Raw genomic sequence first — 21275 nt, 5'->3', positions numbered from 1 at the left:
CCAAAGGGAGGACACGTTATGAACATCATCTGGCTCGGCCACGGCAGCTTCCGGATCGAAATTGGGGATCAGATCTTGCTGATCGACCCATGGTTCAACGGCAACCCCATGCTGGAAGACACCCAACACGATGCCGCCATCAAGGATGCAACCCACATCCTAGTCACCCACGGCCATTTCGACCACACCGCCGATATCGTCGGGATCAGCCAGAAGACGGGTGCACCCGTCTCAGCGGTCTACGAGCTGGGCAAACTGCTCTTTGCCCAGGGTGCGATCGAAGGGCACGCCTTTGGCCGTGGCGGAACAATCAGTATCGGAGATGTCACGGCAACCCTCGTTCCGGCCTCGCACTCCTCGTCCATCGGCGCGGACGACACCATGCGGTACGCGGGCCAGGAATGCGGGTTCATCCTGCGCGGTGAAGGCAAGACCATCTACGTGTCGGGTGACACCGACATCCACGCCGACATGAGCTGGATCGGGGACTACCACAAACCCGATATCGGCATCCTGTCTGCGGGCGGATACTTCACCATGGACATGGCCGGGGCCGCCTATGCCGCACGCAAATACTTCCACTTCGACACTGTAATTCCCTGTCACTACAAGACTTTCCCACTCCTTGAACAATCCGCAGAGGTGCTGCGCAACGGCCTGCCGGGTGTGAAGGTAATCGAACCCGAGGTGATGCAGCCCATCACACTCTGAGCAAAGAAACAGCTAGCGGCGCATGGCAAAGAAGTCCTTCAGCAAGGCTTCCGCCTCCGCCGCTCCGATCCCATCATAAACCTCGGGCACGTGGTGCGCCTGCGCGTGCGAAAACACCCGCGCACCATGGGCGACCCCGCCCGATTTAGGGTCAGACGCCCCATAATACACACGCCCGATCCGCGCCGCAGCAATGGCCGCCGCACACATCGCACAGGGCTCAAGCGTGACATACAGGTCATAGCCAACCAGACGCTCTGACCCTGCTTCAGCGCAGGCCGCGCGGATGGCCAGTATCTCAGCATGCGCAGTTGGGTCCGACATTTCACGCGTCCGGTTCCCAGCCCGCGCCAAGACCTGTCCCCGCGGGGACACCACGACGGCGCCCACGGGCACCTCGCCTCGCGCACCTGCCGCGCGCGCCTCTTCCAGCGCCTGATCCATGAATGACCGAAACTCCATGGCTTCCCCTGCCACGCCGCTTGCCTGCCGCGCAACCCACCGCTATGGCCTGCCCATGACCCAAGACACCCCCAAAGGCGATCGCATCGCCAAGGTTCTGGCCCGCGCGGGCATTGCCAGCCGCCGTGGCGCGGAAGAGATCATCACTGCCGGACGCGTCAGCGTAAACGGCAACCGCATCGATAGCCCGGCCCTGAATGTCACGCCTTCCGACAAGATCACCGTGGACGGCAAGCCGCTGAGCGCGCCCGAGCCGGAGCGGCTGTGGCTCTACCACAAACCTGCGGGCCTCGTGACCACCACGAAAGACGAACAGGGGCGCAAGACCATCTTTGACGCCCTGCCCGAGGACATGCCCCGGGTGATGAGTGTCGGTCGGCTCGACCTCAATTCCGAAGGCCTCTTGCTGCTGACCAATGACGGCGGGATCAAGCGCAAGCTGGAACTGCCCTCAACCGGTTGGATGCGCCGCTACCGCGTGCGGGTGAATGGCCGCCCCACCGACCCGCAGCTTGAACCGTTGCGCAAGGGCATCACGGTTGACGGCGAACGCTTTCAGCCCATGCAGGTGACGCTCGACCGGCAACAAGGCGCCAATGCATGGCTGACCGTGGGCCTGCGCGAAGGCAAGAACCGCGAGATTCGCCGCGCAATGGACAGCATCGGCCTTGCCGTGAACCGTCTGATCCGGGTCAGCTATGGCCCGTTCCAGTTAGGGGAACTGAAACAAGGGACTGTCGAAGAAGTGCGCCGCCGGGTGATGCGCGACCAATTGGGCATGGAACCGGAACCGGCCGCGCAACCGACCAAACCACGTGGCAAACCGCGTCGGACACGCAAGCCACGGTAGACGTCCACCATTTGCCGCTCCCATTTGTGACGCGAGACTCAAATAATTCCCCTTGCGCCTGTCATTTGCGCGTCACACCCCTATTGCAATGATAGACATGCGCGCGCCTCTAGTGCTGCATCCGCAAACCGGCTATATGTCTCATAGCCAACAGGGACTTACGGGATGGAGCCAACCGCTTTTCAAAAGATCGCATTCGCGGTTCTGATCGCGCTGATGTTCGGCGTGACAACCGGCTTGCTTGGGGGGCTTTGACGATATGGCGCAGCGCTATGGCGGCAAATTCAGCCCCGATCCCAAAGACACGCCCACATCCAAAGAGCGTCCCGCCTTTGACAAGGCGCGCGTTGACCCCGTCGGTGCGCGCGCAAACCTGATGTTCCTGCCCGCCGTACCCATGGTGTTCCTGGCGCTGAATGATGGGGCCACGGGGCTTGTGACAGCCCTCGTATCCGCCGCCATCCTGACGGGTGGCGCGTTCATGCTGCGCGAGGGTCTCAAGGCCGAAGCGGCATATGTCGCCCGCAAGGTGGCCCGCCGCCCTGCGCTGCCCCGGAAGATCGTTGCCGCCCTCCTCGTGGGCCTCGGAATCGCGCTTGCCGCCTACCGGTCCGAGCCAGGGATTGTTGCACCTGTGCTCTATGGCCTCGCAGCCCTTGGGCTGCATCTGGCGGCTTTCGGCATCGATCCTTTGAAGTCAAAGGGTATGGAAGGCGTCGATACGTTCCAGCAGGACCGCGTGGCCCGGGTCGTCGATGGCGCCGAAGAGCTGTTGACCGACATGCGCGATGCGATGAAACGCGCACAAGATCGCAAGATGGAACTGCGCCTGGACCAGTTCCAGACCACCGTGCGCGACCTCATCCAAACGGTCGAGGAAGACCCCCGCGACCTGACCGCCGCCCGCAAATATCTGGGCGTCTACCTGATCGGCGCGCGTGACGCGACGGTGAAGTTTGCCGATATCTACGGCCGCAGCCGCGACACGCAGGCTCGCGTCGACTATGCGGCCCTTCTGGACGATCTCGAGGAAAATTTCGCGGCGCGCACGCGCAAGCTTCTCACCGAGGATCGCACCGACCTCACCATCGAAATCGACGTGCTGCGCGACCGCTTGCAGCGCGAAGGCGTGCGCGTGTCGCCCGCCGATGACATATAAAACCAAAGGGGGCATACATGTCCGAAACAGTCCGTCAAAAAGCCGAAGCCGCACTTGCGCAGGTTGAAGAGGTGACAGCCGTCGTGCTGCCTGAACCGGCCGAGGCCACCGCCATCGTAGCGCTGGAACAGGCCGACGCGCCCGTGGGTGCAGAAATCCGCGCCCGTATGGACGAGATCGACATGGAGGACACGCAATCCATCGTGTCCTTCGGGTCCGCCGCCCAGGCCGAGCTGCAGGAAATCAGCCAGGCCATGTTGCAGGATGTGCGCAACAAGGATGTCGGTCCGGCAGGCGACAGCTTGCGCAACATCGTCACCACCATCCGCGGCTTTTCCGTATCCGAATTGGACGTGCGCCGCGAACGCAGCTTCTGGGAAAAGCTGATCGGTCGCGCGGCACCTTTTGCCAAATTCACCGCCAAGTTTGAAACCGTGCAGGACCAGATCGACCGCATCACCGATGACCTGCTGGCGCATGAACATACGCTCCTTAAGGACATCAAGTCCCTCGACCTACTCTATGAAAAGACGCTGCAATTCTATGACGAGTTGGCGCTTTACATCGCGGCGGGCGAAGAGAAGATCAAGGAACTGGACGACACGATCATCCCTGCGAAAGAGGCCGATGTGCAGGCCGCAGCCGAGGATGACCAGGTCATGGTCGCACAGGAACTGCGCGACCTGCGCGCCGCCCGCGACGATCTGGAGCGCCGGGTGCATGACCTAAAGCTGACGCGGCAAGTGACAATGCAATCCCTGCCCTCGATCCGCTTGGTACAGGAAAACGACAAGTCGCTGGTGACTAAGATCAACTCGACCCTCGTCAACACCGTGCCACTGTGGGAAACACAGCTGGCACAGGCCGTCACGATCCAGCGCAGCGCCGAAGCGGCCGCCGCCGTGCGCGACGCCAACGACCTGACCAACGAATTGCTGACCGCCAACGCGGCCAACCTGCGCGAAAGCAACAAGATGATCCGCGAAGAGATGGAGCGTGGCGTTTTCGACATCGAAGCCGTCAAGCAGGCCAACGCGGACCTGATCGGCACCATCGAAGAGTCGCTGCAGATCGCTGACGAAGGCAAGGCCAAGCGCGCCGCAGCCGAGGAAGAGTTGAAGAAGATGGAGACTGAACTGCGCGACACGCTGGCCTCGGCCAAGGCCCGCAAAGACGGTGTTGGCGACAACGCTGGCACCGCCGTTCCGGGCTGATCAGACGGCTATGTTGGGGGCACGAACCAAACGCAGGATCGGAGCATGGGGCGGCCTTGTCGCCCTGGGCCTGCTTGCGGCCTGTGACATGTTCATGCCCGTGGAACCCGTTCTGACACCCAGGGTTCGGCCTGCCGGTCTGGTGCCGCCGCCCGTACCGAACGTACAGGCCACATCGCAGGAAAGCGCTGCCTTGCGCGCCTATCTTACGCAGGTGCAATCCAGCCAGTTGACAGCCGGCCTATTGCGACAGGATGGGGGTGGACCCGATACCCCCTTTACTTCCGACATGCTGGCGCGAAACTTTGAAGAAATCGTGTTCTTCAATGAATATGCTGGCCCCGGAGTACGTCCGGGAACCTCCAGCGCGTTGCGACGGTGGTCCGGACCGGTGCGCATCGGGATCGAGTTCGGCGCATCAGTGCCGCCCAGTCAGCGAACACGCGACACAAATGACGTGATCGCCTATGCCCGGCGGCTGTCGCAGGCAACAGGGCACCCTGTTTCAGTGTCCAACAATCCAAATTTCCTGGTGTTCTTTGTATCCGAAGATGACCGGACAAGTACTCTGAACGCCCGCGCGACAGGCCTGTCCGGCGTGAACCGCGTCAACCTGGCCCCTGTGCGCGACCTGCCCAATGACGCTTACTGTGCCGTGGCGGCCTATGCCAGCGGGCCAGAACGGTCTACCTATACCGCTGCCGTGGCGGTGATCCGGTCCGAGAACCCGGACCTATTGCGCCTGTCCTGCATTCACGAGGAGCTGGCCCAGGGGCTGGGCCTTGCCAATGACAGCCCGGATGCACGTCCATCGATCTTCAATGATGATGACGAGTTTGCCCTGCTCACCGACCATGACGAACACCTGTTGGGGATGCTTTACGACAACCGTCTGCGCCCCGGCATCAGTTTGACCGAGGCGCGGACCATCGTCCGCACCCTCGCCCGCGAGGCCACCAACCAGGGCCCGTCCTGAAGATTTAAAGGAGACCCATCATGGGCATTTTCGACTTCCTCTCTGGCGAATTCATCGACGTCATCCACTGGGTGGACGACAGCCGCGACACCATGGTCTGGCGGTTCGAGCGTGAGGGCCACGAGATCAAGTACGGCGCCAAGCTGACCGTGCGCGAAGGGCAATCGGCGGTCTTTGTCCACGAGGGGCAGTTGGCCGATGTCTTCACCCCCGGTCTCTACATGCTTGAGACCAACAACATGCCCATCATGACGACGCTGCAGCACTGGGATCACGGCTTCAAAAGCCCGTTCAAATCCGAGGTGTATTTCGTCAACACCACCCGGTTCAACGACCTGAAATGGGGCACCAAGAACCCGATCATCTGCCGTGATCCTGAATTCGGCCCCGTGCGCCTGCGCGCCTTCGGCACCTATTCGGTCAAGGTGGCGGACCCTGCGCGCTTCCTTGTGGAAATCGTCGGCACCGATGGTGAGTTCACCATGGACGAGATCAGCTTCCAGATCCGCAACATCATCGTGCAGGAAATGTCGCGCAGCCTTGCGAAATCGGGCATCCCGGTTCTCGACATGGCGGCCAACACCCGCGAGCTGGGGCAACTGGTCGCCAAGGAAATCAGCGCACAGATCGCTGAATACGGGCTGGCACTGCCCGAACTTTACATCGAAAACATCTCGCTCCCCCCGGCGGTAGAAGAGGTGATGGACAAGCGGTCCTCCATGGGGGTGATCGGAAATCTGAACGAATACATGCAGTTCCAAGCAGCGGAAGCGTTGGGCCGTGAAGGTAGCGATGCCAGCGGCGCGATGCAGGCCGGTTTGGGCGCGGCGATGGGAATGCAAATGGGTCATATGGCATCCAGCGGCCCTTGGGGCGCGCGCCAACCTGCTACGGCCACACCTCCCCCTCCGCCGGTCGAACATGTCTGGCACGTCGCCGAAAATGGCGAAACGAAGGGTCCGTTTTCCAAGGCGCAGTTGGGACGCATGGCGGCTGCAGGTGAGCTGAGCCGCGAGACCTATGTCTGGACCGCAGGTCAGGATGGCTGGATGAAGGCCGAGGACGTGACCGAGCTTGCCCAACTCTTCACCATTCTGCCCCCGCCCCCTCCGCCCGGCGCGTAAGAAACGGTCCTAGCCGCGGTCGGCAACGCGAGCTTGATAGGAATCAAGTTCGCGGATCAAACCCAGACCGGTTGGGCGGTCGCTGCGGCAACAGAATTCGGACCAGATATCGCCAAATGGCAGGTCCTTGAATTCCTCGGTCATGGTCAGCCGCGCCGTGAAGTCAAGCGCGGTTTCGGCCTGCCGCAAACGGTCCAAAGGCGTCAGCAGCGCACGCAACAGCGCCTTCTGCATGTTGCGTGTGCCAATGACCCAAGCCGCCGTCCGGCTGATCGTGGCATCAAAGAAGTCCAGCCCGATATGCGTCCGCCCCAAAAGGTCGGCACTGACCAGTTCATGCGCCATGGTCAGGATATCGTCGTTCCGCAGGATCACATGGTCACTGTCCCACCGCATCGGGCGCGACACATGCAGCAGGATTTCATCCAGCGACAAGGCCGCCGCACTCAGCTTGTCGGCAATGTTCTCGGTAGGATGAAAGTGCCCCATATCCAGACACAGCAACATGCCCTTACGGATCGCATAGCCCAGATAGAATTCGTAGCTACCGACAGTGCACGCCTCGACCCCAATCCTAAAAAGCTTCGATTTCACCGCGTCGTGCATATTGCTGTGTGACGCTGCACGCTGGTCAACGTAAACGCCCTTGGCGACCCAGTGCCCTCGGCCCGGTTCATGGGCGGGCGCGAACACGACATCCTGATGCAAGGCAACAGCGTTGAGCCGGATGACACAGACATCGCGACCGCGCTCAACGAAGGCCCCATGTTGCTGCCTGCCATCGTCTCCGACACCGGCCCGTTCCAGGGCATGTCGGCCCGCTGGATCGGCACAGAGCCTGCGCCCGGAACGGGCCTGCGCAGCGCCTGTGTCAGCTTCTACCTGGCACTGGTCACCTCCCACTGCCTGACGCTGACCGGACACCAAGGGTCGGTGTTCGTCGAAGGACCGTTCGCAAGAAATACAAGCTACCTGAAAATGCTGGCCTCGGCGACCGGAACAGCCGTGCACGCCATGACCAGCACCACCGGCACCAGCGAAGGGGCGGCCTTGCTGGCCCGCATGACGGACGGCCCGACCGAAGCGTTGCAGGAAGAACCAACCATATCCGCGTCCAAGGATCACGCCGCCTACGCGCGCAGGTGGTCCAACCGTGTCGACGGGCACTAGGCCGGTAACACAGGCCCCATTCCCTAAGGCCTCGCAGCAACTTTCGCTGACAGAACGCCGCTTGCATGTAGCGTTCCTGATCCGGCAGCATTACGCTGGCCGTGAAACACCGAACGGTTGATGGCACCACCCATGCACCGTTCCACTTGAAGGAACAGACATGCGCCGAAAGGCCACGATTGCGCTTCACTGGCTCACCTTGGTGCTGCTGATCCTGCTGGTGGCGGGCGGGCCAATCCCCGTCGTGGCGTGGGCCTTTGCCCTGTCCGGCTTGGCCATGTGCCTGCTGGCCGTGGCGTTGGGGGTGATGAACGGCCCCGGTCCAAAACTCGAAGGGGCCCTGCGCCGCGCACATCCATGGCTCAGCCGCGCCATGTACGCCGCCCTTGGCATCGTGGCCGCGCTCACCGCGTGGTCGCAACTGGGTGGCACGTGGTCAGGTCCATCCCTGCCCAACCTCTATTTCTACCTCATGTCGGCCTCTGCCCTGCACGCCATCTTTCACCTCTGGCGGCACACAGCGCTCGGCGATGAGGCCTTGCGCCGGATGACACCAACATCAATGCACAAACTGCTATGACCGATCTTCACGACCTGAGCGGCCCCGCCGGCCTCGCCGACCACCGCTTTCCCTGTGACAATTGCGGCGCGGACTTCCGCTTTGATCCCGGCGCGGGGCAGCTGGTCTGCGACCATTGCGGCAACACTGCAGACATGGACAGCAACGCCCCCCGAACAATCGCCCCCATTGCCGAACTGGACTACCGTGCCGCCCTGAACGCCGACCTGCCCGCGGCAGAGATTGAGGAAACGCGCGTCTCGAAATGCCCCAACTGCGCGGCACAAGTCGAATTCAACGCCGACATCCACGCCACTGAATGTCCGTTCTGTGCCACTCCGGTGGTGACGGACACCGGGGCGCATCGGCATATCAAACCGCGTGGCGTTCTGCCCTTCGCCATGACCGAAGCGCAGGCGCGCAAGGCCATGACCGACTGGCTGGGTGGGCTGTGGTTTGCCCCGAACGGGCTGCAGGACTATGCCCGCAAGGGCCGCGCGATACAGGGCATCTACGTGCCTTACTGGACCTTCGACGCCGACACGCGCAGCGCCTATACAGGCGAACGCGGCACCGTCTATCACGAGACCAAAACCGTGATGCGGGACGGCAAGCGCCAACAGGTGCGCGTGACCAAGGTGCGCTGGCGGCGCACACGGGGCAAGGTGGCCCGCTTCTTCGACGACGTGCTTGTGCTGGCCTCGAAATCCCTGCCCAAACGGTTCACCGACGCGCTTGAGCCATGGGACCTCGGCGCGCTTGAACCCTATGCGCCCGAATTTCTCGCCGGTTTCCGTGCCGAAGGTTACGCGGTCGAGTTGGAAGACGGGTTTGAAGAGGCACGCGCACGCATGGACCGGGTCATCGCGCGCGACGTGAAGTTTGACATCGGCGGCGACCGCCAGCGCATCCATTCCATCGACACGAAACTCGGGGCCGTGACGTTCAAGCATATCCTGCTGCCCGTCTGGCTCGCCGCGTACAAATATCGCGGCGAAACCTACCGCTTCGTCGTCAACGGGCGCACGGGCCGCGTGCAGGGTGAACGGCCATGGTCGGCGGGCAAGATCGCCGTCGCGGTGATCGTGGGCCTGATCGTTGCCGCAACCATCGGCGCAGTGGTGGCCCTCCAACAATGACCCAATACGACACCCTGAACGACATTCTGTCGGACCGCTTTTCGTGCCGCGCCTTTCTGGCGGACCCTGTCCCACAAGACACAGTTGCCCGGATCATCTCTGCCGCGCAAAAGGTGCCAAGCTGGTGCAACGCGCAACCCTGGCAGTTGATCGTCACGTCGGGCGCCGAAACAGATCGGTTCCGCGACGCGCTCTATGTCGCGGCCAGCACAACCGCCCCGGCCCCCGACATGCCCTGGCCCGAAGGATACCCGGATGTCTATGGCGACCGCCGCCGCGCCTGCGGCTTCCAGCTTTATGATGCCGTCGGCATCGAAAAGGGGGACCGCGCGGCCTCTGCCACACAGATGATGGAAAACTACCGCCTGTTCGGCGCGCCGCATGTCGCCATCGTGACCAGCCCCAAGGTGCTCGGCCCCTATGGCGCCATGGACACGGGCGGCTTCGTCACAGCCTTTTGCCTTGCCGCGCAGGCCTTGGGCGTCGCCACGATCCCACAGGCGGCAATCGCGGCACAAGCGCCCTTTGTCCGCAGCCATTTCGACATTCCCGATGATCGCCAGATCCTCTGCGCCATCTCCTTCGGCTATGCCGATACGGATCACCCGGCCAACAGCTTCCGCACGGATCGTACGGATGTGGCAGATGTCATGGAGTGGAAGGAATGAGGGCGCTCCTGCAACGGGTGACCGAGGCGTCCGTCACAGTGGACGGCGAAACCATTGGCAGATGCGGCTCAGGCCTCCTGATCCTCGTCTGCGCCATGCCCGGCGACACCTATGACACGGCCAAGGCGCTGGCGGCCAAAGTGTCCAAGCTGCGGCTATTCAAGGACGAGGTAGGCAAGATGAACCTGTCGATCCTGCAATCAGGCGGCAGCACCCTTGTAGTCAGCCAGTTCACGCTGGCCGCAGACACGTCACGCGGCAACCGTCCCGGGTTTTCGGGTGCAGCCAAGCCGGATGAGGCGGAAACGCTCTACCTGCAATTTGCGCACGCGCTGCGTGACCTTGGGATCGAAACGGAAACGGGTCGATTTGGGGCAGACATGTCCGTGAGATTAACGAATGACGGACCCGTGACAATTTGGCTGGACACGGAAGCGGGTTAGCTTGGAAACGTCTTCGGTGCGAGACAAGCAGAGCTTTCGCTGCGGCCGCGCAAATGTCCCGTTATCCAGATATGTCGATGAATGCGGCTTTGCCTCTTTCCGAGAAGATAACTGCTCTGCTGTTGGTGTCACGAGCCGCCCAGTTCTGCTCTATCAACCTGTCAAGGATCGCACGGCCAAGATTGTCGGATAGATGGGATCTGCATGCGCTCCAGTCTAAACATTCCCGGCACATCGGGGATGTTTTCTGATCAAGGACTGAAAAGTCGATGCCAAAATCTGTGAGGAAATTGCATCCTGAATCGGTTAGCCGAAGATCCTCACCCGACCTCGATAAATAGCCTCGTCCATACAAGGCATCGAAGAGTCGTACCCCCATATCACCCGCAAGATAATTGTAGCAGCTCCGTGCTGTTCGCAGAGCGGCGTCCCTCCGCCCGGTTGGCGTTCGTGTGAGGCCAGCTTTTTCAGCGAGGCCCATCAAACCAGCAATAGCATCAACTACGTTCTCGCCGCCTATTGCGTAGTAACGGTGGCGGTCCTGCTTTCTCTTCTGAAGAATTAGGGCCTCTGTCATCTTGCCTAGATGCACACTGGCAGTCTATGGCGTAACGCCCGCATCCGCTGCCAGCTCGGCAGCGGTCAGAGCCTTTCCACTCATCAAAGCCGATAGCATGTTTGGGCGTGCTGGATCACCAATCAGTGCGGCAATTCTGGCAATGTCTGGCCCTTCTTTCATGCAGATTTCATATCAAAGAATTGATCCCTTACATCTACAATACAACGCTGACGTGATGATTGTGGTGCCTCATGAGGAGCAAAGTCGGACTCTACACCATCAAGAAAGTCGACAGCACGGCGAAGCAACTCCGTTTTTTCACGTGACAGCTTGCCGGGACTATCACCGATCATCTGTTCAATGAACATCACACCTGCCTGCTTTAGCAAAACAGACTCAGGCCGACCATCGCGGGTGCAGACGCCGTATACGCCATTCAGGAAATGACCCCAGGTCGAGTTGGCGTGTTCATCATCGAACTGCTCCGCGACGGCAGGAGCCTGTGCCAGAAACTCGACGCCAAGGGGGCTGGTAAGGAATGCGGCTTTCGCATGGTCATATCGGTTGAAGAAATGATCCCGTGCACGAGCTTGAGTATAAAGGCCGAGTTGGGTGATATCACGATACCAATCGGTATGCCCGCGTAGGTGAAATCGATACGTTTGCTGGTCTGTGAAATCCGCGACAAACGATACCGACCGGCCTTTGCCATCATAGACATAAGATGGGGCTGGAAAGACCTTTGCATCGATTAGTTCGTGAAGGTCTTCGGTCGTCGTGCCGACGGCATCCGCAAACTGCGTTTCCTCAAAGAAATTTGTGTAAAGGTAATTCAATAGCATGGGACGGCCCTTGATGGTGGTTGTTCGCAGGTCCATAGCAAGTCCCGCCTCTCAAATGCTTCGTTCTGGATCGAAGTGTGAACGAAAGCTGCCATTGGTTGCTCGCGCAGCATTGGTCAAAGAGGGCTTATTGCCGACCTTCAAAAAATCTGCAGCATCGGTTGAAGCGGCCTAACCCAACCTCACCACCCCAACCCCGCCCCCGGATCACGCAAAGCCTGCAACCGCCGCGCCGCGTGGGTGGCGAATTTCTGGACCATCACCTTGCGCCGTGCCGGTGCCAGTTTATCCTCGGGCGCCATGCGGATGATCTCTGCGTCATAGGCATCCGCGATCATCAACCCGGTCCCCTCCGGCAGCAGATCAACAGGAAAATCCCCGTCCACGGCCCAAAAGAAACGGTCGCACCACTCCAGATACCCTTCCCACTTGTGGTCGGACATGAAATCCGCGCGGCTGGATTTGCATTCGATCACCCAGATCTCGCCCTTCGTCCCCAACGCCATCACATCGACCCGCAAACCACGGGCGGGCACCAGCTCCTCGACCGCCGCCAGACCAAGGCTGGCCAGATGGCGCGACACACCCCGGGCCAGCAACTGGCCGGGCATCATCGTGGCGGGATCAAGTGTGGTTTGCATAAGATCGAGAATATGAACAAAACCTGAACAAACGCAAGAGCGGGCTTTCCCCTTGGCGCTCCGCTGTCCTGCGCCTACCTTTAGCCGACAGCACGAAGGGACCGTTCATGAGTGATGAGACACGCCTGACCCAAGGGCAGGCCCGCGGGGTCCGCTACGCCCGCGAGCTTGAGGGGCACCTCAGTTGGCTCGACACCTTCTCGGGCACGGCACTTGGCGTGCTCGCCGTCGCGTCGGGCATCTACACCTATCTCGGGGTCTCGTCCCTTCTGGATGAAAACGGCGCCATGTCGGTCTTTGCCGCCATCGCCTACTCGGTCGCCGTATCGGTGGGCATCTTCGTCTTCTGGTCCTACATGATGCGGCTGTTTCCCGCCGTCCGCTCGGCCCGCGCCCGCACCGGGCTGATCGTGGCCATGGGCGTCGGATCACTTGCCATCGTGGCCATGTCATCCTGGCTCAACGCCGCAGCGCTCGCCGGATCAGCAGCCGTCGAACAGCACCTCGCCAAAACGGTGCAGGACTACCAGAACAGCCTTGAACGCGCCCACGAAGTGGCGCTGACCGGCCAATCCCTCGAACGCGACGTGGCCCGCGTCCGCCAGTCGTTCGAGGACCTCTCCGAACAGGAAGCCGCCGGCGCGCTCTCCGGCCTCGCGGGCCGTGGGGCTGTCTTCCGCGTGCTCCGTCAGAAAGCCGCCGAACTGTCGGGTTTAGAGGCCCAAATCAGCGCCCAAACCCCGCTTGTCGAAAGCGCCTTTGCCGAGGGCAACGTGATCCTCTCCCGCATGCGCGCGCTCACAGTCGAACCCGGCCCGGTCGAGGCGCGCAGCGTCGAATTCTCGGAACAGGCGGTACGGCTCGCGGGCCTCATCACGCAAATACGCCAACTCTCCGTCGCCCCCCTGGTGGAACGCGCAGCCCAGGACCTTGCCGCCTCGGTTGTCCTGCCCGAGCTTGACAGCACAACCGAACAGGGGCGCACCGATCAGGCGGCCACCATCACCTCGGTGCTCGAAGTGCTGGCCCAACGCGCCACCACGCTTGAACGCGCCGCCCAGACCGTGCAGGCGCTGGAACCGGCCACGGATGTGACCTACACGCCGATCTCCTCCGCCGACGCGGTCATCCTCTATGCGCGCAACTTCGTGCCCTCCTGGGCGGGGGCCATCGCCATCGACCTGCTGCCGGCTGTGCTGGTCTTTATCCTCGCCATCACCCAATCCGCCATCCGCGGCGGGCGCGAAGGGGCGGCGGTCGAGGACACGTTGACACTGGCAGAACTGCGCGCAGCCATGGTGGCCCTGCGCGACGTGGAAACCACGATGACCGCCCCGGCCGAGCCGGTGAAGGCCCCAACCCCACCCAAACGGGTCGCCGAATGACGACCGCCACGCAAAAACAACGCAACCCCATTGCCCGCACGCTCATGGGGGTGCTGATCTTCCAACTGGGCATCGGCGCATTGCTCATTGTTGGCGACATGCAGGGGCTGCGCCTGCCCTCCTTCGGCCCCGACGCGCCCCGGCTCACCGAACCCGTGCGCCCCGGCGACCAACGACGCACCTTCCACCCCGACCGCGACCGCCCCGTCACCCAACCCGCCCGCGATCCCGGCGAATTGCCCAACCGACTGGTGCTGACACAGTCCAGCGACACCACCTACCGGCTCGAGGGCGAGATCAGCGCAGGCGACGCCGACCGGCTCGCGGACCTTATCGCGCAAGCTGACCCCGCCGCCAAAACGCTGATCCTGCAAAGCCCCGGAGGGTCGGTCCATGATGCGCTCGCACTGGGGCGCGTGATCCGGCGTGAAGGGATCGGCACCCAAATGCTCGCAGGCGAATTCTGTTATTCCGCCTGCCCCTACCTGCTGGCGGCTGGGACGATACGAACCATCGACGAAGCGGCATCGGTCGGCGTGCACCAACACTATTTCGGCCAGAACACCTTCCTGCCCGCCGTCTTCGCGGTCGAAGACATCCAGCGCGGCCAGGCTGAGGTGATGACCTACCTCAACGAGATGGGAATCGACCCGCTTGTGATGCAACACGCCCTGTCGACGCCACCCGACCAGATCTATGTCCTCCTGCCGGAGGAACTTGAGACATACGGGTTTACGCAATCTTCTGAATAGCTTAGCGCGCCCAACCTGCGCACGGATTTAAGCAGCTTGACATGATACCAAAAGGTGTCTCATATATGATACCAAATGGCATCATATATGAGACACCCGATGAAACCCCTCGCCCTCCTCCTGCTCGCCGCCACCCCCGCGCTGGCTGACCCCGCAATCACCCTCACCCCAGCGGGCGCGCTCGACTGGGAAACCACACCCGAAGGCGTCGCCTTTGCCGCCCTCTCCGGTGACCGCTGGACCGAAGCCTACTTCGCCATGGTCAAACTGCCCGCAGGCACGACCAGCCCACCCCACGTCAAAACCTTCAACATGTACGGCGTGATGATCGAGGGCGAGATGACGCACACGGCCCTCGGCGCAGATGCCACCACCACGGTTGGCCCCGGCGGCTACTACGAAGTGCCCGCAAACATGCCCCACGTCTCGGCCTGCGTCTCGGACAGCCCCTGCATCACGATGCTCTACCAGGACGGCGCGTTCGACTTCCTGCCGGTGACGCAATGACGGACCAGACCCAAAACGCCTTCCGCGCCCTCGCCGACCCGACCCGGCGCGACATCCTGCGCATGCTGTCGGTACAGGACATGACCATTGCCCAGGTCTCCGACCGCTTCGACATGACACGCGCCGCCGTCAAGAAACACCTCACCGTGCTCAGCGACGGCGGCCTCATCACGGTCGAGGCGCGCGGCCGCGAACGCATCAACACGCTCAATCCCGCCGGGCTCGCCGCGGTCCTGTCGTGGCTCGAAGTCTTCGACCGCTTCTGGGATGACCGCCTGTCCGATCTTAAAACCGCCATCGAAAAGGACCTCCAATGACCGACACGACCCTGCAGAAAACCATCTTTCTCAAAGCACCGCGGCAGATGGTGTGGGACTATCTCACCCAGCCCGAACATCTCGCCAAATGGTTCCACGCCCCCCAAACCCCCATGGCAGAGGGCGAAAAGCTGGAAATGTACGGCACGACCAGCGGCAACCTGTTGATCTGGGGCAAGGTGATCAAGGCCGACGCCCCCGACTACCTCGAATACACGTTCACCGTCGGCCCGATGGGCGATGCGGTCAGCACGGTGAAATGGACGCTCTCGGACGTCCCGGGCGGCACGCAACTGGCGCTGACACATGAAGGGCTGCCCCAGGGCGAAGCCGCCTTCGGCCTCATCCTCTCGCTCGACAACGGCTGGGATGAACACCTCATGCGCATGCGCAACGACATCCATGGAGAGGATTGATGGACTACACCGCCACGATCACCACCAGCGCGCCACCCGAACAGGCGGCGCGTCAAATTGCCGACGATCTTGAACTCTGGTGGTCCACCCGCGTGGACCGCGGGCCGAGCGGCTTCACCATCCGCTTCAACACCAGCCACGCCACCTTTGCCATCGATCCCGGCAGCACGGCGCAAAGCTTCACTTGGACCTGCACCGACGCCCATATGATCATGGAGGGTGTGGACGATCCGGGCGAATGGAAAGGCACCCGCCTTGTCTGGCGGATCGCCCCCGCCCCGGGCGGCAGCACGGTCACGCTGACCCACGAAGGGCTCTCGCCACAGATCGCCTGTTTCGACATCTGCCAACGCGGCTGGCAACACTTTTTCGAAGACAGCCTGCGCGACCACCTGAACGGCGAAACAGCCCGGCCCGAGACCAGCCAACCTGCGGCATAAGGTATCGCGTTAACCCGTCCGCGCGCCTCAAATCCGGCGCGCGGACCAAAATGCGCATTTTCGGGCTCAAAATGTGCACTTTGCCAAAACCGGCCTAAAACACCTCCGTTTTGACCCGACAAAAATACGCAGTTTGCCCCCCAAACATCGCAGTTTGCCCAATGCGCGGCCCCAAATCCGCCGCGAAACGGCGCCCGAACCCACGATTAACGCAGCGCACGTTCCAAACGCGCAAATCCACCTTCCCTGTTTCCAAAAATCCTCCCCGAAGGGTCGATCAGCCAAGACACCGGCCGCATCCACCTTGTCCCGGACGCCACACACCCCTATGTAGCGCGGTGGCGGGTTCTGCCCTTCTCGTGACAGGTTGCATTCCGGTGGCCTTAAGCAATTCCGAGGGAGCTGGCTCTGTCCGGGCCCTGGTCCGGTTACCTGGCGCCCACCTGTATATACAGGTCCTCGGGAATGAGAGAACCAAACGGTTGTGGTGGTCCCGTCACCTTACCCCAACATCTTGCGCTGCACCTGCGCACAGCACCGGTTCGTGGCCGCGGATTGCGCGCTTTACGTCCGGGCCTATCTTTGCCTCAACGCACAGATGAAAGGAGACAACCATGTCCCTGAGACCGACACTCGAAACCCGTCAGGCCCAACCCACACTCGAAGGCGCAGGCGTGCACCTGCACCGCGCATTCGGCTTCCAGGACCCATCAGAACTGGACCCGTTTCTGCTGTTTGACGACTTCCGAAACGACATCCCCGCGCATTTCGAAAAAGGGTTCCCATGGCACCCACATAGAGGAATAGAAACAATCACTTACGTGCTGGAAGGCACGGTCGAACACAGCGACTCCCTCGGCAATTCCGGCACGCTGGGTGCGGGATCCGTACAATGGATGACCGCCGGGTCCGGCATCCTCCACCAAGAGATGCCGCACGGCAACGCACGCGGTCAAATGCACGGCTTCCAGCTCTGGGGCAACCTGCCCTCGGACCAGAAAATGACGGCACCGAGATATCAGGACATTGCCGGTTCAGACATCCCGGAAATCATTGACGATGACGGGACACGCGTGCGCGTGATCACAGGGGAATTCTGGGGCAAGAAAGGCCCCGTCGACGGTATCGCGGCCGACCCCCAATATCTCGATATTTCAATCCCCGCCGGGGTGAAGAAATCGTTCAAGATCGATACCTATCGCCGCGCCTTCGCATATGTTTTCCAGGGCGCGGGCGCATTCGCCGATGCGTCCGATCCGTCTGGTATCCTGCTGGAAAAAGAGGTTTCCGGACAAGAGCTTAACATCCGCGACCTCTCCGGTGATCGCACCTTGATCCGCTTCGGCACCGGAGATGAAGTAACTGTACAGGCAGGCCCTGGCGGCATCCGTTTCCTGCTGGTTTCAGGTGCACCGATCAACGAACCCGTCGCATGGCATGGCCCCATCGTGATGAACACGCAAGAGGAACTGATGCAAGCCATGCGTGACCTGCGCAATGGCACATTCATCCAACCTGCACACTAGAGCCAAACGGGACGGTGGGTGGGGCGACTTTGCCAACGGCAAAGAGCGTCCGACCCACCGTCACGCCACGACAGCTTTGCGCACCATGTTCCAATACTGGTCCTGCACATTCGCAAGGCTGAGACGACCCTCGTCCCGGAACCATGTCGTCACGCCAGTCAGCATCGCAATCACGGCCAGCGTCGCGATCTTGGGATCGACGACATCGAACATGCCGGACCCGGCGCCGTCCCGCAAAATACGTTCCAGCACGGCTTCGTAACGCCCCCGCAGGACTTCGATCTCAGCAAAATTCCGTGCTTCGAGATTGCGTAACTCCATATACGCAATGAACACGGCATCCGGTCGCGCGTGGTGAAACCCGATGTGAAAGCGCACAAATGCTTGAAGCTGATCGATTGGGGCGTCTGTATCTATGATGGGCACAGCGTCGAGCAATTCGACCATATGATCACGCATCAGGGCAAACAAAAGGCTCTGCTTGTCTGGCGTGTAATTGTATAGCGCTCCGGCCTGCACACCTACCTCACCCGCAATTTGGCGCATGGAAACAGCAGCATAGCCGTGACGCGCAAACAAACGCAGCGCCGCAGCGCGAACACGCGGACCGGTGATATCGGAATGTGAGCCGATGGTACGAGCCATGGGCGAGATTTATCTGAACATATGTTCAAAACCAAGGCACGCTTGCGCCATGCATGGGCTTGGTGCATCACATGGGCAACACAGGATTTGCGGAACATCTCAACCATGCGCGCAGCGACGGCCCTTCTTTGTCTGACCTTGACTGCTTGCACGCAGTTTCCGGACCTGGACAATACAGTCTCACCCGCGGTCGAAGCATCGGAGTTCCCGGCGCTTGTGCCGCTGGAACCGCTTTTGGCAGCATCCGCACCTGTTGTGAGTGACCCCGTTCAAACAACCGAAACGCTTGAAGCACGCGTTGCCGCCCTGAGAGCGCGCGCACGCGCGCTGCAGCAACGCAGTATTGTTGATCCTGCCACGCGGGCCAGGATGCGTGCGCGCTGGGGCTGAGCCCAAAATCAAGGACAATTGCACCTGCCCAAGGAACCCGCTACATCGCCTGCGACGACCCATCGCTCAAAGGATCCCGACATGAACGCACCGCTTCGGCTTGGCATTGCAGGGTTGGGCACCGTCGGGGTCGGCGTCGTCAAGATCATTCGGCAGCACAGCGCACTGTTGGAAGCGCGCACAGGTCGCAAAATCGAGATCAGCGCTGTCAGCGCCAGATCGCGCGACAAGGACCGCGGTGTGCCTTTGAACAGCTATGCATGGGAAGATGATCCTGTTGCGCTGGCGACCCGGGACGATGTCGACATTTACGTCGAACTGATGGGGGGCACGGACGGCCCTGCCAAGGCCTCTGTCGAGGCGGCCATCGCCGTCGGCAAGGACGTGGTGACGGCGAACAAAGCGATGCTCGCAGTTCACGGCCAGACCCTCGCCGAAGCCGCCGAAGCCAAGGGCGTCAGCCTCCGCTATGAGGCTGCTGTCGCAGGCGGTATTCCAGTGATCAAGGCCTTGACCGAAGGGCTGGCAGGGAACGAAGTGACACGCATCGTCGGCGTCATGAACGGGTCTTGCAACTACATCCTGACCCGCATGGAAAGTGCTGGACTGACCTACGAAGAGGTCTTTGCCGAAGCAGATGGGCTTGGGTATCTCGAAGCGGATCCGCAGCTTGACGTGGGGGGCATAGATGCAGCGCACAAACTGGCCATTCTGTCCTCAATCGCATTTGGCACTCGCGTGGACTTCGATGGGATCGAGCTTGAGGGCATTGAACGCATCAGCATCGAAGACATCCGGCATGCGGCCGATATGGGCTTCAAGATCAAGCTACTGGGTGTCGCGCAAAAGACAGGGCGCGGGCTGGAACAGCGCATGATGCCGTGCCTCGTGCCTGACACTTCGCCCTTCGGACAATTGCAGGGCGGCACGAACATGGTGGCGATCGAGGGGCATGCAGTCGAACAGATTGTTCTACGCGGCCCCGGCGCAGGCGAAGGTCCCACCGCATCCGCCGTGATGGGTGATGTGTGCGATATCACGCGCGGCCTAACACTGCCTGTCTTTGGTCAGCCATCCGGGACGCTCGAAACTGCCCCGCGGGCGGCCTCGGTCTTGCCTGCACCCTACTACCTGCGCATGGCGCTGGTGGACAAACCCGGGGCGCTTGCCAAGATCGCGACCGTTCTGGGAGAGGCCGGTGTCAGCATCGACCGGATGCGGCAATACGGCCATAGCGACACAACCGCCCCAGTTCTGATTGTAACCCACACCTGTACACGTGCCGCCGTCGACGAGGCGATCAAGGCAATGCAGGGCACCGGTGTCCTTGCTTCGGACCCCGTTGTTCTTCGCATCGAGTCCGTCTGACACATCATACTCTCCCCCCAAAGGATTTACTAAGATGACAGCCACCGCACAATTCCAGGATCGCATGCTTTCATTGGGCCTTGCCCGCGTGTCTGAGGCCGCAGCACTTGCCTCGGCCCGACTTGTCGGCCACGGGGACGAGAAAGCGGCAGACCAGGCCGCCGTCAATGCCATGCGCGAACAGTTGAATATGCTCGATATCGCAGGCGTGGTCGTCATCGGCGAAGGCGAGCGTGACGAGGCGCCGATGCTGTTTATCGGTGAAGAGGTCGGTACAGGCACCGGCCCCGGCGTGGACATCGCTCTTGACCCGCTCGAAGGCACGACCCTGACGGCCAAGGATATGCCCAACGCACTGACGGTCATTGCGATGGGTCCGCGCGGCAGCATGCTGCATGCACCCGATGTTTATATGGACAAGCTGGCGATCGGCCCGGGCTTTGCCCCGGACACGGTCACGCTGGACATGAGCCCGTCCGAACGGGTCGAAGCTCTTGCCAAGGCCAAGGGATGCTCGACGTCTGACATCACCGTTTGCATCCTGGAACGCCCACGCCACGAAGCCGTGATCGCAGCAGTACGTGGCACCGGCGCGTCGATCCGCCTTATTACCGACGGGGACGTCGCGGGCGTGATGCATTGTGCCGACCCCACCACCGGCATCGACATGTACATGGGTGAAGGTGGTGCACCGGAAGGTGTTCTGGCAGCCGCAGCCCTGAAATGTATGGGTGGACAGATCTATGGCCGTCTTCTGTTCCGCAACGATGACGAAAAAGGCCGCGCGGCCAAGGCCGGGATCACCGACCTGAACCGCATCTACACTCGCGACGAAATGGTGACCCAAGACGTCATCTTTGCCGCTACAGGTGTCACCAGCGGGTCGCTCTTGCACGCCGTACAACGGGAACCAGGATGGTTGACCTGCGAGACATTGCTGATGCGTTCCAGAACCGGATCGGTTCGCCGCATCAACTACCGAACGCCAACACATACCGTTTGACGAGCGGGG

Annotated in this window: 27 protein-coding genes; 21 read left to right on the top strand and 6 right to left on the bottom strand. The window is 61.5% G+C overall.

The window, feature by feature from the left end; all coding sequences use genetic code 11:
* The first annotated feature begins 18 nt into the window (after window positions 1–18).
* Window positions 19–711 carry a metal-dependent hydrolase gene (locus Q1A75_RS08575; RefSeq protein WP_299553444.1) on the top strand — a complete coding sequence of 231 codons (693 nt, stop codon included), beginning with the start codon at window positions 19–21 and terminating at the stop codon, window positions 709–711.
* Between the two features lie 12 nt (window positions 712–723).
* Here Q1A75_RS08575 and Q1A75_RS08570 read toward each other — a convergent pair whose 3' ends face one another.
* Window positions 724–1173, bottom strand: a complete 450-nt coding sequence (locus tag Q1A75_RS08570) for a nucleoside deaminase (RefSeq protein ID WP_299553441.1) — start codon at window positions 1171–1173, stop codon at window positions 724–726.
* Window positions 1174–1228: 55 nt separating this feature from the next.
* Here Q1A75_RS08570 and Q1A75_RS08565 point away from each other — a divergent pair, with 55 nt between their 5' ends.
* From Q1A75_RS08565 to Q1A75_RS08545, 5 genes are all read left to right on the top strand, one after another.
* Window positions 1229–2023: a pseudouridine synthase gene (locus tag Q1A75_RS08565; RefSeq protein WP_299553438.1), complete on the top strand. Its 795-nt coding sequence runs from the start codon at window positions 1229–1231 to the stop codon at window positions 2021–2023.
* A gap of 259 nt (window positions 2024–2282) precedes the next feature.
* On the top strand, window positions 2283–3182 hold the full coding sequence (locus Q1A75_RS08560; RefSeq protein WP_299553435.1) for a 5-bromo-4-chloroindolyl phosphate hydrolysis family protein: 900 nt from the start codon (window positions 2283–2285) through the stop codon (window positions 3180–3182).
* 17 nt (window positions 3183–3199) lie between these two features.
* Window positions 3200–4396 (top strand): toxic anion resistance protein, encoded by a 1197-nt coding sequence (locus Q1A75_RS08555; RefSeq protein ID WP_299553432.1) that lies wholly within the window; start codon window positions 3200–3202, stop codon window positions 4394–4396.
* Window positions 4359–5372, top strand: a complete 1014-nt coding sequence (locus Q1A75_RS08550; protein ID WP_299639531.1) for a DUF2927 domain-containing protein — start codon at window positions 4359–4361, stop codon at window positions 5370–5372. The genes Q1A75_RS08555 and Q1A75_RS08550 overlap by 38 nt, the downstream gene beginning before the upstream one ends.
* A 20-nt stretch (window positions 5373–5392) precedes the next feature.
* Complete coding sequence (locus Q1A75_RS08545) at window positions 5393–6496, top strand: SPFH domain-containing protein (RefSeq protein ID WP_299553426.1); 1104 nt, start codon at window positions 5393–5395, stop codon at window positions 6494–6496.
* Between the two features lie 9 nt (window positions 6497–6505).
* Here the strand turns inward: Q1A75_RS08545 and Q1A75_RS08540 are convergent, their stop codons facing one another.
* Window positions 6506–7102 carry an L-rhamnose isomerase gene (locus Q1A75_RS08540; protein WP_299553423.1) on the bottom strand — a complete coding sequence of 199 codons (597 nt, stop codon included), beginning with the start codon at window positions 7100–7102 and terminating at the stop codon, window positions 6506–6508.
* Window positions 7103–7123: 21 nt separating this feature from the next.
* Between Q1A75_RS08540 and Q1A75_RS08535 the strand changes: the two genes are divergently transcribed.
* From Q1A75_RS08535 to dtd, 5 genes are all read left to right on the top strand, one after another.
* Complete coding sequence (locus Q1A75_RS08535) at window positions 7124–7666, top strand: hypothetical protein (protein ID WP_366142190.1); 543 nt, start codon at window positions 7124–7126, stop codon at window positions 7664–7666.
* A gap of 160 nt (window positions 7667–7826) precedes the next feature.
* Window positions 7827–8246 (top strand): hypothetical protein, encoded by a 420-nt coding sequence (locus Q1A75_RS08530; RefSeq protein WP_299553417.1) that lies wholly within the window; start codon window positions 7827–7829, stop codon window positions 8244–8246.
* A complete protein-coding gene (locus Q1A75_RS08525) occupies window positions 8243–9364 on the top strand; it encodes a TFIIB-type zinc finger domain-containing protein (protein ID WP_299553414.1) in 1122 nt (373 codons plus the stop codon). The genes Q1A75_RS08530 and Q1A75_RS08525 overlap by 4 nt, the downstream gene beginning before the upstream one ends.
* The gene (locus Q1A75_RS08520; RefSeq protein ID WP_299553411.1) at window positions 9361–10032 is read left to right on the top strand and encodes a nitroreductase; all 672 of its coding nucleotides are present in this window, start codon (window positions 9361–9363) and stop codon (window positions 10030–10032) included. Before Q1A75_RS08525 ends, Q1A75_RS08520 begins: the two co-directional genes overlap by 4 nt.
* Window positions 10029–10475: a D-aminoacyl-tRNA deacylase gene (gene dtd, locus Q1A75_RS08515; RefSeq protein WP_299553408.1), complete on the top strand. Its 447-nt coding sequence runs from the start codon at window positions 10029–10031 to the stop codon at window positions 10473–10475. Before Q1A75_RS08520 ends, dtd begins: the two co-directional genes overlap by 4 nt.
* Before the next feature lie 601 nt (window positions 10476–11076).
* Here the strand turns inward: dtd and Q1A75_RS08510 are convergent.
* From Q1A75_RS08510 to Q1A75_RS08500, 3 genes are all read right to left on the bottom strand, one after another.
* Window positions 11077–11214 (bottom strand): hypothetical protein, encoded by a 138-nt coding sequence (locus Q1A75_RS08510; RefSeq protein ID WP_299553406.1) that lies wholly within the window; start codon window positions 11212–11214, stop codon window positions 11077–11079.
* On the bottom strand, window positions 11211–11912 hold the full coding sequence (locus tag Q1A75_RS08505) for a DUF6058 family natural product biosynthesis protein (RefSeq protein ID WP_299553403.1): 702 nt from the start codon (window positions 11910–11912) through the stop codon (window positions 11211–11213). The genes Q1A75_RS08510 and Q1A75_RS08505 overlap by 4 nt, the downstream gene beginning before the upstream one ends.
* 146 nt (window positions 11913–12058) lie before the next feature.
* The gene (locus Q1A75_RS08500; RefSeq protein ID WP_299553400.1) at window positions 12059–12517 is read right to left on the bottom strand and encodes an MmcB family DNA repair protein; all 459 of its coding nucleotides are present in this window, start codon (window positions 12515–12517) and stop codon (window positions 12059–12061) included.
* 107 nt (window positions 12518–12624) lie between these two features.
* On the opposite strand from Q1A75_RS08500, the gene Q1A75_RS08495 reads away from it, so the two are divergent.
* From Q1A75_RS08495 to Q1A75_RS08465, 7 genes are all read left to right on the top strand, one after another.
* On the top strand, window positions 12625–13902 hold the full coding sequence (locus Q1A75_RS08495) for a hypothetical protein (protein WP_299553397.1): 1278 nt from the start codon (window positions 12625–12627) through the stop codon (window positions 13900–13902).
* On the top strand, window positions 13899–14654 hold the full coding sequence (locus Q1A75_RS08490) for a hypothetical protein (protein WP_299553395.1): 756 nt from the start codon (window positions 13899–13901) through the stop codon (window positions 14652–14654). The genes Q1A75_RS08495 and Q1A75_RS08490 overlap by 4 nt, the downstream gene beginning before the upstream one ends.
* Window positions 14655–14753: 99 nt before the next feature.
* Window positions 14754–15161: a cupin domain-containing protein gene (locus tag Q1A75_RS08485; RefSeq protein ID WP_299553392.1), complete on the top strand. Its 408-nt coding sequence runs from the start codon at window positions 14754–14756 to the stop codon at window positions 15159–15161.
* Window positions 15158–15478, top strand: coding sequence for a metalloregulator ArsR/SmtB family transcription factor (locus Q1A75_RS08480; RefSeq protein WP_299553389.1), 321 nt, complete (start codon window positions 15158–15160; stop codon window positions 15476–15478). The genes Q1A75_RS08485 and Q1A75_RS08480 overlap by 4 nt, the downstream gene beginning before the upstream one ends.
* The gene (locus Q1A75_RS08475) at window positions 15475–15894 is read left to right on the top strand and encodes an SRPBCC domain-containing protein (protein ID WP_299553386.1); all 420 of its coding nucleotides are present in this window, start codon (window positions 15475–15477) and stop codon (window positions 15892–15894) included. The genes Q1A75_RS08480 and Q1A75_RS08475 overlap by 4 nt, the downstream gene beginning before the upstream one ends.
* Window positions 15894–16334 carry a hypothetical protein gene (locus Q1A75_RS08470; RefSeq protein WP_299553383.1) on the top strand — a complete coding sequence of 147 codons (441 nt, stop codon included), beginning with the start codon at window positions 15894–15896 and terminating at the stop codon, window positions 16332–16334. The genes Q1A75_RS08475 and Q1A75_RS08470 overlap by 1 nt, the downstream gene beginning before the upstream one ends.
* 614 nt (window positions 16335–16948) lie before the next feature.
* Window positions 16949–17860 carry a pirin family protein gene (locus tag Q1A75_RS08465; protein ID WP_299553380.1) on the top strand — a complete coding sequence of 304 codons (912 nt, stop codon included), beginning with the start codon at window positions 16949–16951 and terminating at the stop codon, window positions 17858–17860.
* Window positions 17861–17920: 60 nt separating this feature from the next.
* Here the strand turns inward: Q1A75_RS08465 and Q1A75_RS08460 are convergent, their stop codons facing one another.
* Window positions 17921–18505: a TetR/AcrR family transcriptional regulator gene (locus tag Q1A75_RS08460; protein WP_299553378.1), complete on the bottom strand. Its 585-nt coding sequence runs from the start codon at window positions 18503–18505 to the stop codon at window positions 17921–17923.
* Between the two features lie 21 nt (window positions 18506–18526).
* Between Q1A75_RS08460 and Q1A75_RS08455 the strand changes: the two genes are divergently transcribed.
* The 3 genes from Q1A75_RS08455 (at window position 18527) to glpX (ending at window position 21266) form a co-directional block, all read left to right on the top strand.
* The gene (locus Q1A75_RS08455; RefSeq protein WP_299553375.1) at window positions 18527–18895 is read left to right on the top strand and encodes a hypothetical protein; all 369 of its coding nucleotides are present in this window, start codon (window positions 18527–18529) and stop codon (window positions 18893–18895) included.
* An 81-nt stretch (window positions 18896–18976) separates the two neighbouring features.
* Window positions 18977–20263: a homoserine dehydrogenase gene (locus Q1A75_RS08450; protein ID WP_299553372.1), complete on the top strand. Its 1287-nt coding sequence runs from the start codon at window positions 18977–18979 to the stop codon at window positions 20261–20263.
* 34 nt (window positions 20264–20297) lie between these two features.
* Window positions 20298–21266 carry a class II fructose-bisphosphatase gene (glpX, locus tag Q1A75_RS08445; RefSeq protein WP_299553369.1) on the top strand — a complete coding sequence of 323 codons (969 nt, stop codon included), beginning with the start codon at window positions 20298–20300 and terminating at the stop codon, window positions 21264–21266.
* The last annotated feature ends 9 nt before the right edge of the window (window positions 21267–21275 follow it).

Source organism: uncultured Tateyamaria sp. (assembly GCF_947504105.1).
GTDB lineage: Bacteria > Pseudomonadota > Alphaproteobacteria > Rhodobacterales > Rhodobacteraceae > Tateyamaria.
Note: the sequence above shows the minus strand (reverse complement) of the source record. Positions and strands in the feature narration are given on the sequence as shown.

Coding starts and splice junctions, on each gene's coding strand:
- Q1A75_RS08575 (WP_299553444.1), top strand. CDS start 19: ATGAACATCATCTGGCTCGGCCACGGCAGCTTCCGGATCGAAATTGGG.
- Q1A75_RS08570 (WP_299553441.1), bottom strand. CDS start 1,173: ATGGAGTTTCGGTCATTCATGGATCAGGCGCTGGAAGAGGCGCGCGCG.
- Q1A75_RS08565 (WP_299553438.1), top strand. CDS start 1,229: ATGACCCAAGACACCCCCAAAGGCGATCGCATCGCCAAGGTTCTGGCC.
- Q1A75_RS08560 (WP_299553435.1), top strand. CDS start 2,283: ATGGCGCAGCGCTATGGCGGCAAATTCAGCCCCGATCCCAAAGACACG.
- Q1A75_RS08555 (WP_299553432.1), top strand. CDS start 3,200: ATGTCCGAAACAGTCCGTCAAAAAGCCGAAGCCGCACTTGCGCAGGTT.
- Q1A75_RS08545 (WP_299553426.1), top strand. CDS start 5,393: ATGGGCATTTTCGACTTCCTCTCTGGCGAATTCATCGACGTCATCCAC.
- Q1A75_RS08540 (WP_299553423.1), bottom strand. CDS start 7,102: ATGCACGACGCGGTGAAATCGAAGCTTTTTAGGATTGGGGTCGAGGCG.
- Q1A75_RS08530 (WP_299553417.1), top strand. CDS start 7,827: ATGCGCCGAAAGGCCACGATTGCGCTTCACTGGCTCACCTTGGTGCTG.
- Q1A75_RS08525 (WP_299553414.1), top strand. CDS start 8,243: ATGACCGATCTTCACGACCTGAGCGGCCCCGCCGGCCTCGCCGACCAC.
- Q1A75_RS08520 (WP_299553411.1), top strand. CDS start 9,361: ATGACCCAATACGACACCCTGAACGACATTCTGTCGGACCGCTTTTCG.
- dtd (WP_299553408.1), top strand. CDS start 10,029: ATGAGGGCGCTCCTGCAACGGGTGACCGAGGCGTCCGTCACAGTGGAC.
- Q1A75_RS08510 (WP_299553406.1), bottom strand. CDS start 11,214: ATGAAAGAAGGGCCAGACATTGCCAGAATTGCCGCACTGATTGGTGAT.
- Q1A75_RS08505 (WP_299553403.1), bottom strand. CDS start 11,912: ATGGACCTGCGAACAACCACCATCAAGGGCCGTCCCATGCTATTGAAT.
- Q1A75_RS08500 (WP_299553400.1), bottom strand. CDS start 12,517: ATGCAAACCACACTTGATCCCGCCACGATGATGCCCGGCCAGTTGCTG.
- Q1A75_RS08495 (WP_299553397.1), top strand. CDS start 12,625: ATGAGTGATGAGACACGCCTGACCCAAGGGCAGGCCCGCGGGGTCCGC.
- Q1A75_RS08490 (WP_299553395.1), top strand. CDS start 13,899: ATGACGACCGCCACGCAAAAACAACGCAACCCCATTGCCCGCACGCTC.
- Q1A75_RS08485 (WP_299553392.1), top strand. CDS start 14,754: ATGAAACCCCTCGCCCTCCTCCTGCTCGCCGCCACCCCCGCGCTGGCT.
- Q1A75_RS08480 (WP_299553389.1), top strand. CDS start 15,158: ATGACGGACCAGACCCAAAACGCCTTCCGCGCCCTCGCCGACCCGACC.
- Q1A75_RS08475 (WP_299553386.1), top strand. CDS start 15,475: ATGACCGACACGACCCTGCAGAAAACCATCTTTCTCAAAGCACCGCGG.
- Q1A75_RS08470 (WP_299553383.1), top strand. CDS start 15,894: ATGGACTACACCGCCACGATCACCACCAGCGCGCCACCCGAACAGGCG.
- Q1A75_RS08465 (WP_299553380.1), top strand. CDS start 16,949: ATGTCCCTGAGACCGACACTCGAAACCCGTCAGGCCCAACCCACACTC.
- Q1A75_RS08460 (WP_299553378.1), bottom strand. CDS start 18,505: ATGGCTCGTACCATCGGCTCACATTCCGATATCACCGGTCCGCGTGTT.
- Q1A75_RS08455 (WP_299553375.1), top strand. CDS start 18,527: ATGTTCAAAACCAAGGCACGCTTGCGCCATGCATGGGCTTGGTGCATC.
- Q1A75_RS08450 (WP_299553372.1), top strand. CDS start 18,977: ATGAACGCACCGCTTCGGCTTGGCATTGCAGGGTTGGGCACCGTCGGG.
- glpX (WP_299553369.1), top strand. CDS start 20,298: ATGACAGCCACCGCACAATTCCAGGATCGCATGCTTTCATTGGGCCTT.